At 68.5% G+C, this 13,255-nt stretch carries 10 protein-coding genes; 2 read left to right on the plus strand and 8 right to left on the minus strand.

Annotated features, from left to right (window positions below):
- Positions 1 to 39: 39 nt before the first annotated feature.
- From odhB to gloB, 7 genes are all read right to left on the minus strand, one after another.
- Entirely contained in the window at positions 40 to 1,359 is a 1,320-nt protein-coding gene (gene odhB / locus AC3IF3_RS01355) for a 2-oxoglutarate dehydrogenase complex dihydrolipoyllysine-residue succinyltransferase (RefSeq protein WP_489226895.1), read from the minus strand.
- Positions 1,360 to 1,451: 92 nt separating this feature from the next.
- A complete protein-coding gene (locus tag AC3IF3_RS01360; protein WP_243967957.1) occupies positions 1,452 to 4,442 on the minus strand; it encodes a 2-oxoglutarate dehydrogenase E1 component in 2,991 nt (996 codons plus the stop codon).
- Positions 4,443 to 4,612: 170 nt separating this feature from the next.
- Entirely contained in the window at positions 4,613 to 5,497 is an 885-nt protein-coding gene (gene sucD, locus AC3IF3_RS01365; protein WP_489226897.1) for a succinate--CoA ligase subunit alpha, read from the minus strand.
- A 2-nt stretch (positions 5,498 to 5,499) separates the two neighbouring features.
- On the minus strand, positions 5,500 to 6,696 hold the full coding sequence (gene sucC / locus AC3IF3_RS01370) for an ADP-forming succinate--CoA ligase subunit beta (protein WP_489226899.1): 1,197 nt from the start codon (positions 6,694 to 6,696) through the stop codon (positions 5,500 to 5,502).
- 114 nt (positions 6,697 to 6,810) lie between these two features.
- The gene (gene mdh, locus AC3IF3_RS01375) at positions 6,811 to 7,773 is read right to left on the minus strand and encodes a malate dehydrogenase (RefSeq protein ID WP_489226900.1); all 963 of its coding nucleotides are present in this window, start codon (positions 7,771 to 7,773) and stop codon (positions 6,811 to 6,813) included.
- Between the two features lie 404 nt (positions 7,774 to 8,177).
- On the minus strand, positions 8,178 to 8,810 hold the full coding sequence (locus AC3IF3_RS01380; RefSeq protein WP_489231209.1) for a TetR family transcriptional regulator: 633 nt from the start codon (positions 8,808 to 8,810) through the stop codon (positions 8,178 to 8,180).
- Between the two features lie 294 nt (positions 8,811 to 9,104).
- A complete protein-coding gene (gloB, locus tag AC3IF3_RS01385; protein WP_489226902.1) occupies positions 9,105 to 9,881 on the minus strand; it encodes a hydroxyacylglutathione hydrolase in 777 nt (258 codons plus the stop codon).
- Positions 9,882 to 10,021: 140 nt separating this feature from the next.
- On the opposite strand from gloB, the gene AC3IF3_RS01390 reads away from it, so the two are divergent.
- Positions 10,022 to 10,756, plus strand: a complete 735-nt coding sequence (locus tag AC3IF3_RS01390; protein WP_243967964.1) for a class I SAM-dependent methyltransferase — start codon at positions 10,022 to 10,024, stop codon at positions 10,754 to 10,756.
- A 107-nt stretch (positions 10,757 to 10,863) separates the two neighbouring features.
- Positions 10,864 to 11,577, plus strand: coding sequence for a MarC family protein (locus tag AC3IF3_RS01395; protein ID WP_489226904.1), 714 nt, complete (start codon positions 10,864 to 10,866; stop codon positions 11,575 to 11,577).
- A gap of 25 nt (positions 11,578 to 11,602) precedes the next feature.
- Here AC3IF3_RS01395 and AC3IF3_RS01400 read toward each other — a convergent pair whose 3' ends face one another.
- A complete protein-coding gene (locus AC3IF3_RS01400) occupies positions 11,603 to 12,655 on the minus strand; it encodes a hypothetical protein (protein WP_243967968.1) in 1,053 nt (350 codons plus the stop codon).
- Positions 12,656 to 13,255 lie beyond the last annotated feature (600 nt).

Here is a 13,255-nt window from a genome sequence, read left to right on the forward strand (position 1 = left end):
AGTCTTCTTCCGATCGATGCCGCGATCGCGGTTGCGCCCTTACAGATCCAGAACGAGCCGGGCCGGATCCTCCAGTGCTTCCTTCACCCGCACCAGGAAGGTCACGGCCTCCTTACCGTCGACGATGCGATGGTCGTACGACAGGGCGAGGTACATCATCGGCCGCGCCTCGATCCTGCCGGCGCGGACCACCGGGCGCTCCTCGATGCGGTGCATGCCGAGGATGCCCGATTGTGGGGCGTTGAGGATCGGGGTCGACATCAGCGAGCCGTAGATGCCGCCGTTGGTGATCGTGAAGGTGCCGCCCTGCATGTCCTCGATGGAGAGCTTGCCGTCCCGGGCCTTCTTGCCGAAGCCGGAGATCGTCTTCTCGATCCCAGCGATGGACAGGTCGTCAGCGTTCCGCACCACCGGCACGACCAGGCCCTTATCGGTCCCGACCGCGATGCCGATGTGGTAGTAGTTCTTGTAGACGAGATCCTGCCCGTCGATCTCGGCATTGACCGCCGGCACGTCCTTGAGGGCGCCGATCACCGCCTTGGTGAAGAAGCCCATGAAGCCGAGCTTCGTGCCGTGCTTCTTCTCGAAGATGTCCTTGTACTGGCTGCGCATCGCCATCACGGCCGACATGTCGACGTCGTTGAACGTCGTCAGCATCGCCGCCGTGTCCTGGGCATCCTTGAGCCGGCGCGCGATGGTCTGGCGCAGCTTCGTCATGCGCACGCGCTCCTCGCGCGACGCATCGTCCGGCGCCGAGGGCGCACGCGGCAGGGCCGGGCGGGCCTCCTTGGCGGGGGCGGCCGGGGCCGGACCCTTGGCCAGGGCGCCGAGCATGTCGCCCTTCGTGACGCGGCCGTCCTTGCCCGAGCCGTTCACGCCCGACGGGTCGACACCCGACTCGCGGGCGAGCTTGGCCACCGCCGGGCCGTTGTCGCCCGCCGGGCGCTGCTGGGCCGCGGGGGACGCCGCGGCGCCGTGGTTGCCGTAGCCGGCCGACGATTCCTGCGCCGGAGCCTCGGCCTTGCCCGAGTCGGCCTTCGGGGCCTCGCTCCGGCTCTCCGCCTTGGTCTCGGCGACCGCTTTCGGGGCCGCCGCCTTCTTGCCGCCGCCGGCCGCTGCGCCGGCCTCGACGATCGAGCCGAGCAGGGCGCCGGGCTCCACGGTCTCGCCGTCCTTGGCCAGGATCTCGCCGAGCTGGCCCGCCGCCGGGGCGTTGACCTCAAGGGTGACCTTGTCGGTCTCGAGTTCCACGATCGGCTCGTCGGCCGCGACCGTGTCGCCGGGCTTCTTGAACCAGCGGCCGATCGTGGCCTCGCTCACGGATTCGCCGAGCGTCGGGACGAGGATGTCGGTAGCCATGTCGTTTCGCACTTCCGGATAGGTTGGGCCGTGCCGGACGGCCTGGAGAATGAGGCGGCGGCCCGGAGGGGTCGCCGCCGGGTCCCGAACGATCAGACCGCCAGGGCCTCGTTGAGGAAGGCCTGGAGCTGCGCCTGGTGCTTCGACATCTGGCCCACCGCGGTGGAGGCCGAGGCCGGGCGGCCGACGTAGCGGGCGCGCTTCACCGCGGAGCCGGCCTGGCCGAGCACCCATTCGAGGTAAGGCTCGACAAAGGCCCAGGCGCCCATGTTCTTGGGCTCCTCCTGGCACCAGATGACGTCCGCGTTGCGGAAGCGGCCCATCTCGGTGGCCAGCGCCTTGAGCGGGAACGGGTAAAGCTGCTCGACGCGCATCAGGTAGATGTCGTTGAGGCCGCGCTTCTCCCGCTCCTCCAGCAGGTCGTAATAGACCTTGCCGGAGCAAAGCACGACGCGGCGGATCTTGTCGTCGCGCACGAGCTTGTTGGGGGCGCCCTCCTCCTCGGCATCGTCCCAGAGGACCCGGTGGAAGGTCGAGCCCTCCGCCAGGCGATCCAGCGTCGAGACGGCGCGCTTGTGGCGCAGCAGGGACTTCGGGGTCATCAGGATCAGCGGCTTGCGGAAGTCCCGCTTCAACTGCCGGCGCAGGATGTGGAAGTAGTTCGCCGGGGTTGTGACGTTGGCGACCTGCATATTGTCCTCGGCGCAGGCCTGCAGGTAGCGCTCCAGGCGGGCGGAGGAGTGTTCGGGGCCCTGTCCCTCGTAGCCGTGCGGCAGCAGCAGCACGAGGCCGGACATGCGCAGCCACTTGCGCTCACCGCTGGCGATGAACTGGTCGATCACCACCTGGGCACCGTTGGCGAAGTCGCCGAACTGCGCCTCCCACAGGACCAGGGCGTTCGGCTCGGCCAGGGAGTAGCCGTACTCGAAGCCCAGCACCGCCTCCTCGGAGAGCATCGAGTTGATGATCTCGATGGAGGCCTGGCCCTCGCGGATGCCGTTGAGCGGCGTGTAGCGCTGCTCGTTCTCCTGATCGATCACCACCGCGTGGCGCTGCGAGAAGGTGCCGCGCTCGACGTCCTGGCCGGACAGCCGGACCCGGTTGCCGTCGAGCAGCGTCGCCCCGAAGGCCAGGGCCTCCGCGGTCGCCCAATCGAGGCCGGTTCCGGTCTCCACCGACTTGGCGCGGTTGTCCATGAACCGCTGGATCGTGCGATGCAGATGGAAGCCGGGGGGGACCTGCGTGATCCTGCGGCCGATCTCCTGCAGGGTCTCGGCCGGCACGGCGGTGCGGCCCCGGCGGGGATCGTCCACGTCCTCGTGCACGGCCTTGACGCCGGACCAGCGGCCGTCGAGCCAATCGGCCTTATTCGCCTTGTAGTTGTTGGCGACGTCCAGCTCGGTGTCGAGGAGCTGCCGGAACTCGGACTTGCGGGCGTCGAGCGCCTCCTGGGTGACGGAGTCGTTCTCGACCAGCCGGCGGCCGTAATTCTCCAGCACCGACGGATGCTTGCGGATCCGCTGGTACATCTTCGGCTGGGTGAAGGCCGGCTCGTCGCCCTCGTTGTGGCCGAAGCGGCGGTAGCACAGCATGTCGATCACGACCGGCTTGCCGAATTTCTGCCGGTACTCGACGGCGACCTTCGCGGCGAAGGTCACGGCCTCCGGATCGTCGCCGTTGCAGTGGAAGATCGGCGCCTCGACCATCTTGGCGACGTCGGACGGGTACGGCGACGAGCGCGAGAAGCGCGGATCGGTGGTGAAGCCGATCTGGTTGTTGATGATGAAGTGGATCGAGCCGCCGGTGCGGTGGCCCTTCAGCCCCGACAGGCCGAGGCACTCGGCCACCACGCCCTGGCCGGCGAAGGCGGCGTCGCCGTGGATCAGGAGCGGCAGCACCGTGCGGCGCTCAATATGGGGCTTGGCCCACTGGTCCTGCTTGGCGCGCACCTTCCCGAGCACCACGGGATCGACGATCTCCAGGTGCGACGGGTTGGCGGTCAGCGACAGGTGGACGTTGTTGCCGTCGAAGGCGCGGTCCGAGGAGGCGCCCAGGTGGTACTTCACGTCGCCCGAGCCCTCGACCTCGGCCGGGGACGCCGAGCCGCCCTTGAACTCGTGGAAGACCGCGCGGAACGGCTTGGCCATCACGTTGGTCAGCACGTTGAGGCGGCCGCGATGGGCCATGCCGAGCACGATCTCGCGCACCCCGAGGGCGCCGCCGCGCTTAATGATCTGCTCCATCGCGGGGATCATCGACTCGCCGCCGTCGAGCCCGAAGCGCTTGGTGCCGGTGTACTTGAGGTCCAGGAACTTTTCGAAGCCCTCGGCCTCGATCAGCTTGTTCAGGATCGCGCGACGGCCTTCCGGCGTAAAGGAAATCTCCTTGTCCTTGCCCTCGATGCGCTCCTGGATCCACGCCTTCTCGGCGGGATCGGAGATGTGCATGAACTCGACGCCGAGCGTCTGGCAGTAGGTCCGCTCCAGGATGTCGACGATCTCCCGGATCGTCCCGAACTGGAGGCCGAGCACGTTGTCGAGGAAGATTGGGCGGTCCCAATCGGTCTCCTCGCTGAATCCGTAATGCTGCGGATGCAGCTCCTCATGGTCGCCGCGCGGCGCCAGCCCGAGGGGATCGAGCTTGGCGTGCAGGTGGCCGCGCATGCGGTAGGAGCGGATCAGCATGATCGCCCGGACCGAATCCTTGGCCGCCTGCTCGACGGAGACGCCGGTGGTCGCGGCGACGCTGTCCTGCGGCTTGCCGGGCTTCGGCTCCTTGGCGTCGCGGGCCACGATCCGGTCGCCGACCGCCTTCTCCAGGGCGCCCCAGTTGCCGTCCAGCGCCGAGACCAGCTCGCCGTTGAGCGGCACCGGCCAGTTCGGCTTCTCCCAGGAGGCCCCGGCGGCGTTCTTCTCGACGAGGGTCTCGTCCTCGCCCAAGCCCTTGAAGAACGTCTGCCACTCCGGATCCACCGAGGCGGGGTTGCGGGCGTAGGCCGCCTGCAACTCCTCGATATAGGCGGCGTTGGCGCCGTAGAGGAACGAGGTTTCGAGGAGCGCTTCGTTCACGTCCTGGCGTGCCATGGTCCGTCCATCCTGTCGCGCGGGCAGCGTCCCTGCCCTCCCGGCTCTCCGTCAGCGGCGCGGATCGCCTCAAACCGAAACGGGGCGGGAAACCGCCCCGCTGTGTCGCACTCGGTATCTCCCATATGGGAGGCGCGGCCCTGCGAGGGCCGCAACGCAGGCGCGCGGCCTCAGCCCGTCAGAACCTCGACCAGGGTCGAGCCCAGCCGGGCGGGCGACGGCGAGACGCGGATGCCCGCCGCCTCCATGGCGGCGATCTTGTCCTCGGCGCCGCCCTTGCCACCCGAGATGATCGCGCCGGCATGGCCCATGCGCCGGCCCGGAGGCGCCGTGCGGCCGGCGATGAAGCCGACCATCGGCTTGCTGCGCCCGCGCTTGGCCTCGTCACGCAGGAACTGCGCCGCCTCCTCCTCGGCCGAGCCGCCGATCTCGCCGATCATCACGATCGACTCGGTCATCGGATCGGCCAGGAACAGCTCCAGCACGTCGATGAACTCGGTGCCCTTCACCGGATCGCCGCCGATGCCGACCGCCGTGGTCTGGCCGAGGCCGGCATTCGTGGTCTGGAACACCGCCTCGTAGGTCAGCGTGCCCGACCGCGAGACGATGCCGACCGAGCCCGGCCGGAAGATGTTGGCCGGCATGATGCCGATCTTCGATTCGCCCGCCGTGACGATGCCGGGGCAGTTCGGCCCGACGAGGCGCGACTTCGAGCCGGTCAGCGCCCGCTTGACCCGCACCATGTCGAGCACCGGGATGCCCTCCGTGATGCAGACGATCAGCGGGATCTCGGCGCTGATCGCCTCGCAGATCGCGTCGGCGGCGCCCGGCGGCGGCACGTAGACCACCGAGGCGTCGGCGCCCGTGGCCTCGCGGGCCTCGGCCACCGTGTCGAACACCGGCAGGCCGAGATGGGTCGAGCCGCCTTTGCCGGGGCTGGTGCCGCCGACCATCTTGGTCCCGTAACTGAGGGCCTGCTCGGAATGGAAGGTCCCGTTCTTGCCGGTGAAGCCCTGGCAGATGACCTTGGTGTTGGCGTCGATCATCACCGACATGGTCAGGCTCCCTTCACGGCGGCGACGATCTTCTGCGCGGCGTCGTCGAGGTCGTCCGCCGGGATCACGTTCAGGCCGGAGTTCCGGATGATCGCCTTGCCCTCCTCGACGTTGGTGCCTTCGAGGCGCACCACCAGCGGCACCTGAAGGCCCACCGCCTTCACGGCCGCGATCACACCGTTGGCGATCACGTCGCACTTCATGATCCCGCCGAAGATGTTGACGAGGATCCCCTTCACCTGCGGATCGGCGGTGATGATCTTGAACGCCGCCGTGACCTTCTCCTCCGAGGCGCCGCCGCCGACATCCAGGAAGTTCGCCGGGCTCTCGCCATAGAGCTTGATGATGTCGAGCGTCGCCATGGCCAGCCCGGCGCCGTTGACCATGCAGCCGATCGTGCCGTCCAGTGCGATGTAGGCGAGGTCGTATTTCGACGCCTCGATCTCCTTGGGGTCCTCCTCGGTCTCATCCCGCAGCGCGACGATGTCGGCGTGCTTGTAGAGCGCGTTCGAGTCGAACGAGATCTTGGCGTCGAGGCACTTCAGGTGGCCGTCGGCGGTGAGCACCAGCGGATTGATCTCCAGCATGCTCATGTCCTTGGACACGAACGCCGCGTAGAGTTTTTCCGTCAGCGAGGCCGCTTCCTTGGCCTGGGCGCCGGTGAGGCCCAGCGCCTTGGCGACCGCGCGGCCGTGATGGGGCATGACGCCGGTGGCCGGATCGACGGCGATCGTGTGGATCTTCTCGGGCGTGTCGTGGGCGACCGCCTCGATATCCATGCCACCCTCGGTCGAGACGACGAAGGCGACGCCGCCGGTGACGCGGTCGACCAGCATCGAGATGTAGAACTCTTCGGCGATCTGGGCGCCTTCCTCGATGTAGAGGCGGTTGACCTGCTTGCCGGCCGGGCCGGTCTGGATCGTCACCAGGGTCTGGCCGAGCATCTCGCCGGCATATTGCTTGACCTCGTCGATCGATTTGGTGACGCGCACCCCGCCCTTGGCGCCCTCGGGGGCGCCCTTGAACGTGCCCTTGCCGCGCCCGCCCGCGTGGATCTGGCTCTTCACCACCCAGACCGGGCCGCCGAGTTCCTTGGCGGCGGCCTCGGCCTCCGACGGATTGAAGATCGGCACGCCGCGGGAGACGGGCAGGCCGAACTCCTTCAGCACGGCCTTGGCCTGGTATTCGTGGATGTTCATCGGGACCTCGTGGGGGAGGAGCGAATAGGGAATAGCGAGTAGCGAATAGTTCGAGTGGAGCGAGCAGACCGCCGGGGCCCTATTCGCTACTCCCTATTCGCTATTCGCTCAGAACTACGCCAGCGAGCTGTCGACGCCCTTGCAGGCCTCGATCAGGCCGGTCACCGAAGCGACGGACTTGTCGAACATCGCCTTCTCGGCCGGGTCGAAGGTGACCTCCAGGACGCGCTCGACGCCGCCGGCGCCGATGACGATCGGCACGCCGATGAACATGCCCTTCACGCCGTACTGGCCGTCGAGATAGGCGGCGCAGGGCAGGACCCGCTTCTTGTCGCGCAGGTAGCTCTCGGCCATGGCGATGGCGGAGGCGGCCGGTGCGTAGAAGGCCGAGCCGGTCTTGAGCAGGTTGACGATCTCGCCGCCGCCCTTGCGGGTCCGGTCGACCATGGCGTCGAGCTTCTCCTGGGTGGTCCAGCCCAGCTTGACGAGATCGGTCAGCGGCACGCCCGCGACCGTGGAGTAGCGGGTGAGCGGGACCATGTCGTCGCCGTGGCCGCCGAGCACGAAGGCGGTGACGTCCTCCACCGAGACCTTGAACTCTTCCGCGAGGAAATGGCGGAAGCGGGCCGAGTCGAGCACGCCGGCCATGCCGACGATCTTGTTGGTGGGCAGGCCCGAGAACTTCTGCAGCGCCCAGACCATCGCGTCGAGGGGGTTGGTGATGCAGATCACGAAGGCGTCCGGGGCGTAGCTTTTGATGCCCTCGCCCACGGCCTGCATCACCTTGAGGTTGATGCCGATCAGGTCGTCGCGGCTCATGCCGGGCTTGCGCGGCACGCCGGCGGTGACGATCACCACGTCGGCGCCCTTGATGGCCGCATAGTCGCTGGCGCCCGCGTAGCTGGCGTCGAAGCCCTCGACCGGGGCCGCCTCTGCGATGTCGAGCGCCTTGCCCTGCGGCACGCCGTCGACGATGTCGAACAGCACGACGTCGCCGAGATCCTTGAGGCCTGCGAGAAGAGCCAGGGTGCCGCCGATCTGGCCGGCCCCGATGAGCGCGATCTTGTTGCGAGCCATGTCGGATTCGTCTCCGCTGCGTGTCGAGTTCGGTGATCTTCCGCGCGAGGTCCGGACCGCCCGTCCGCAGGGGACGAGGCCGGATTCGCCGCTCTGAAATCTGCGCGGCTGTGTGGCCGAAAAGCACCGGCGCTTCAACCCGATGCGGGGCGTGCGGGAGGCCTATCAGGCGGGCGAGCCGCCCGGAAATGTCCCCGGCCGCCGCGACGAAACCTCAACGTCGCGAAGGTTTTAGGTGCAGTGCACACTGGCCGTGAGGGTGCGCGAAGCGTGAATGACAGATCCAAAGGGCTGTCATTTCAGCGGTTGCCCCGGCGCGGTTCCAACGAGGGCCCGGCGCAGACGCGAAGGGCCCGGACGCGTCGTCCGGGCCCTCCAGCCGTGTCGGATCTCCGCCGCTGGCGTCAGAGAATGCCGGAGCGCAGCACCCGCTGGATCGCATGGATCACCGCCCCGAACCGCGCCTCGATCAGGTCGCGGGGCACTTCGGCATCGTGCTGGATCGCCAGGGGGTGGGTGAAGCGGTAGCTGGCGTCGAAGATGTAGGCGATCGCGCGCTCCCGGTCGCGGGCCGAGAAGATCCCCGAGGTGATCCCCTCCTCGACCACGCGCTCCACCAGGCTGCGCAGGCGCACGCGGTGCCGCCGGGCGATGGGCCGGGCCGACACGGTGGCGTCGAGATGGACGGCGAAGAGGTTCGGCTCGTCGACCAGCGCGTCCCGCTGGACCGTGGCCAAAGCCGTGAGCAGGCGCTCGATCTTGTCGTCGGCGGGGTCGGGCGCGTCGGCGATGCCGGCGAGCCGCGCCTCGACTTCGCGGAGCCAGCGGCCCGCCACCGCGTCGAGGAGCGCGTCCTTCGACGGAAAGTAGCGGTAGACGTTGGCGTGGGTCATGCCCGCCTCGGCGGCCACGGCCACGACGGTCACGCGTTTGGGGCCGAGCCGCGAGAGGTGCTCGGTGGCGATGCCCAGGAGACGCACGTCGGCCGCGACCGGCGCGCGGGGGCGGGTTCCCGGGGTCGCGTCGGCACCCTCCAGAAGGGGGCCGGACTCGGCGACATCGGCGACGGAGAGTTTGGCCTTGGCGCTGAGCGCCTCCTCCTTACATCCGTCCGATTCTGGCTTGAGGAATGGAAGCGGAAGGCGGGAAGTGGACAGGTGGTAGGGCGAGACGGACCCCCATCATACCGGCTGAAGCGTCCCGGCGCTTCGCGTTGACGTTACGGCTTCCCCCCGGGAGCCCGGTTACCTCAGCGGATTAAGACCGCTTAAACACACCTATGTGTCAGTTTGCCTTGAGAAGGCAACAAATTTTTCTCGTTATCACCTGCCTCAGAAGCGGTTCTTCCACGCTCTTAAAGCGACAAACACGGTTTCAGGGTCGCTTTCGGGTGGCATATCGACGGCCTTGGCGAAGGCCGGGACTGCGCTGCGCAGGAAGGGATTGGTCGCCCGTTCCGCTTCCATGGTCGACGGGATGAGGAAGCGGCCCTCCGTTTTCGCCCGCTCGGCCTCGGCGTATCGGGCCTTCAGATCCGAATTGTCCGGGTCGGCCGCCAGCGCGAAGCGGGCGTTGGCGAGTACGTAGTCGTGACCGCTGTAGACCTGCGCGCTCCCGGGCAGGTCGTCGAAGCGGCGCAGCGACCGGTAGAGGGTCTCGGGCGGGCTCTCCATGACCCGGCCGCAGCCGAGGGTGAACAGCGTGTCGCCGGCGCAGACGAGGCCGGCCTCGGCGAACCAGTAGGTGACATGGTCGGCGCAGTGGCCCGGCGTCTCCCAGACCCGGGCTTCGAGACCGCCGACCCGCACCGTGTCGCCCTCCCGGACGGCGACATCGACCAGCGGGACCGCATCGCCGGCCTTGGCGGGGGCCACGACCCGGGCGCCGGTGGCCCGCTTCACCGCCGGGATGCCCTCGACGTGGTCGCCGTGCCGGTGGGTCACGAGGATGTCGGTGAGCCGCCATCCCGTCTCATCGAGCGCCTTCAGGACCGGACCGGCCTCGGGCACGTCGATCGCCGCGCAGGCCCCGGTGGCGGGGTCGCGAATCAGGACGCCGATATTGTCGCTGCGGCACAGGAAGGTGCGGATCTCGGTCTCGGCGGCCATCGGACGGGATCTCCTCGGGGCGCAAACGCTGCCGCCGTGAACACGTGGCCGAGCGGCCGGGTTCCGTCCACGCTTGCCGCGCGCGGTCCGGGTCACCATTGAGTACGGCACCCGTTCCCGGTTCGGTAACCTGCTTCTCCATGCGTCTCGACGTCAACGGCTTGCGGGCCTTCTACGCCAGCCCCCTGGGCCGCACGACGCATCGCGTGGTCGGCCGCACGCTCCACGAGTTCCTCGGCTCGGTCTCGGGCCTGCGGGTGCTCGGGATCGGCTACGCCACGCCGTATCTGAGCCCGGTCCACTGCATCGCCGAGCGCACCCTCGCCTTCATGCCGACGAGCCAGGGTGTCGTGAACTGGCCTGCGAGCGGCCGATCCTGCACGGCGCTGGCCGATCCGACCATGATGCCGCTGCCCGAATCCGCCGTCGACCGGATCCTCCTGATCCATGCCCTGGAGGCGGTCGAGAGCCCCACAGAGCTGCTTCAGGAGGTGTGGCGCACCCTCACCCCGGGCGGGCGGATGATCCTGGTGGTGCCGAACCGGCGCGGCGTCTGGGCGCGGCGCGAGGCGACACCCTTCGGCCATGGCCAGCCCTACAGCCGCTCGCAGCTCGGGCGGCTGATGCGCGATACCCTGTTCTCGCCGGTAAGCTGGGCCGAGACGCTGTACATGCCGCCGGTGCGCTCGCGGCCGATGCTGCGCACCGGCCCGGCCTGGGAGTGGATCGGCACCAGCCTGTCCCTGCCTTTCGCCGGATTGCACGTGGTCGACGCGACGAAGCAGCTCTACCGGCCGATCACGGTGCGTCAGGTCCGGCGCGCCCGCCGCCTCGCCCCGGCCCGGGTCCTGGTCCCGGCGCCCGCCCCGGGTTGATCCCGGCGCCGCGGCGATGCGTGTCGCGGCTGTCGTCGTCGGCGGAAAGCCGGTGGCCAGCCTTCGGGCCGATGCTTTAGGAGGACGCGCAACGCGGACGGGTCCGGATGAGCATCGATTTCACCCTCCAGCAGTTCCTGCTCGCCCTCTCGGGGCTGATCGCGATCGTGAACCCGATCGGCGGCGCCTTCATCTTCGCGCAGGTGACCAGCATCTACAGCCACGCCGAGCGGGTGCTGCTGTCGCGCCGGATCGGCGTCTACGCCGCGCTGGTGATGCTCGGCGCCCTCTGGGCCGGCACGCCGATCCTCAACTTCTTCGGCGTGACCCTGGGGGCCCTGCGCGTCGCCGGCGGCCTGGTGGTGATGTCGTCGGCCTGGACCCAGCTCAATCGGCCGGAGGCGCGGGAGGCGCGCAAGCAGGCCGAGGCGTCGGGCTCGGGGGGGCGCGGCGCGGCCGCCCCGGGGTCCCCGGCGGAGCAGGGGCCGGGCGTTCTCTCGGAGATCGCCTTCTTCCCGTTGACCCTGCCGTTCACCACCGGACCGGGCACGATCGCGGTCGCGATCACCCTGGGGGCGAACCGGCCCGGGCCCTATGCCGAGCGCCTCGGCTTCTATCTCGGCGTGACGCTGGCGGCCCTCGTGGTCGCCGGGACGGTGGCCCTCCTCTACGCCTCGGCCGACCGGGTGGTGGCGCTCCTCGGCCCGGCCCGCGCCCGGGTGACCGGGCGCCTGTTCGCCTTCCTGCTGCTGTGCGTCGGCACGCAGATCCTGCTCAATGGCCTCGCCGACGTGCTCGGACCGCTTCTGGCGGCGCGATGAGGCCGGGCATCACGAGGGGCGCCTGTCAGATCACCGGCATCGTGCCGAGCCCGCCGAACAGGGCGGCGTGGCCCACGTAGTAGAGGAACAGGAAGGCCGCGAGCGCCGCGCCGTACCAGGCCGGCGCCAGGAGTACCTGCCGCACGCGCACCGGAACCCGGACATCGTCGGCGGCGATCGCCAGGAGCACCACGATGATCCCGGAATGGCCGATCGCGTCCACCTTGCCGAACTCGACGATCGCCGAGACGAAGATCGCCGCCAGGATGATGGCCGCGCTGCGCCGGACCAGGGGCGTCCAGGCCAGGGCGAAGGCCAGGGTGAACTCGATGACGCCGGCGGCCTGCATGAACAGTTCGGGGGTCGCGCCCATGGTCATCTGCGGCTTGGCGGCGAGCAGCGGCGCCGACCATTCCGGATAGGCCCACTTCTCGATGGACGCCCACATCAGGGTGATCGCGGCGGACCAGCGCACGATGTCCAGGGGGCGGATCCCGAAGGGTTTGAGGCCGAGTCCCTGCGCGATCAGGTAGGCGGCGATTCCCAGGAAGATCGGATAATCCGCGAGGTGGAAGAGCCCATATTGCGCAGTGGCGTAGCTGAACAGGAAGACCAGGCCCAGCCCGGTGATCGGCATCGTCCGGCGCCAGATCAGGCAGGCCGCCAGCGCGAGCTGAAGCCACGGGATCCAGGCCACGTCGGTCTTCAGCTCCGGGGTCAGGATGATGCCGCCGAGGTCGAAGAGCGAGACCAGGAAGAAACCCAGCGTGGCGCGGACCAGCAGCTCGGTGTCGATGCGGATCCGCGTGGTCACGCGGTCGAGGGCGTTGAGCAGGGCGCCCCCGAGGGGCGTGCCCTCGGCCAAGCATCCGAACATGAGGCAGAGAAGGGCGAGCCCGGTCAGCCACTCGAAATTCAAACAGAGCACCTGCTCGAGGCCCTGCGGCTGCCCGGCCACGTCGTAGGCGCAGAACCATTTGACATGGGCCTCGGCTGCACCCGTCGCGGCGAGGGTCAGGGGCCCCGAGAGGCCGAGGGCGCAGGCGACCGATCGCGACGTTTTTCTGGATGCTGGCATTGAGCCCTCGTCGCTGCGCAACGACACCGTGGTTACCGGACTACTTAAATATCTCCGTCGGATTTTAGCCAATGGTTTGTTAACGAATGTGAGTGGACGGTTAACGCTGTGGATTCTGCTTAGGTAGCTTCGCATTCCGCCATCGCTGCCCCGCGCGTCGGAGCGGCGGCGATGGCGCGCTCGGGGGCTCGCACCAGACCCCCCGAAGTCCCGGCGCCGGTCCGGGCTGTCCCGCTCGTCGGCTCCCCACGTGACCGCTTCATCGTGCCGGTGGCGTCCGAGGCCCGGCCATCGTCCGCCTCAGAGACGCCCCGCGACCACGGATCCGATTAAGTCCGCCCTGATCCGGGCGCTCGGCCGCGCGTCACCGCAACTTCAACATGGCTATTCGTACGATATTCAGATATTTTCTGTACGTCAGTTCGAATTTTGGGCGAGTGAATTTTGTTTTAAGACGCTTATGTCGACCAAGTTTGAGTAATAAGCAGCAAATAAATGCCGAGATTGATTCGTTAATGTTTAGGCTGTAGCGGGAAACAGCCTTCGGAGACGGGATCACGGAGCTCGCAGGGTATGCGGCCTCATACGGGATCTTGGCCG

It is taken from the genome of Methylobacterium sp. J-118 (genome assembly GCF_057836565.1).

Bases quoted from the DNA above. Each gene is read 5' to 3' on its own strand.
- sucC (WP_489226899.1), bottom strand. From the start codon at position 6,696: ATGAACATCCACGAATACCAGGCCAAGGCCGTGCTGAAGGAGTTCGGC.
- AC3IF3_RS01395 (WP_489226904.1), top strand. From the start codon at position 10,864: ATGAGCATCGATTTCACCCTCCAGCAGTTCCTGCTCGCCCTCTCGGGG.
- AC3IF3_RS01390 (WP_243967964.1), top strand. From the start codon at position 10,022: ATGCGTCTCGACGTCAACGGCTTGCGGGCCTTCTACGCCAGCCCCCTG.
- mdh (WP_489226900.1), bottom strand. From the start codon at position 7,773: ATGGCTCGCAACAAGATCGCGCTCATCGGGGCCGGCCAGATCGGCGGC.
- odhB (WP_489226895.1), bottom strand. From the start codon at position 1,359: ATGGCTACCGACATCCTCGTCCCGACGCTCGGCGAATCCGTGAGCGAG.
- sucD (WP_489226897.1), bottom strand. From the start codon at position 5,497: ATGTCGGTGATGATCGACGCCAACACCAAGGTCATCTGCCAGGGCTTC.
- AC3IF3_RS01400 (WP_243967968.1), bottom strand. From the start codon at position 12,655: ATGCCAGCATCCAGAAAAACGTCGCGATCGGTCGCCTGCGCCCTCGGC.
- gloB (WP_489226902.1), bottom strand. From the start codon at position 9,881: ATGGCCGCCGAGACCGAGATCCGCACCTTCCTGTGCCGCAGCGACAAT.
- AC3IF3_RS01360 (WP_243967957.1), bottom strand. From the start codon at position 4,442: ATGGCACGCCAGGACGTGAACGAAGCGCTCCTCGAAACCTCGTTCCTC.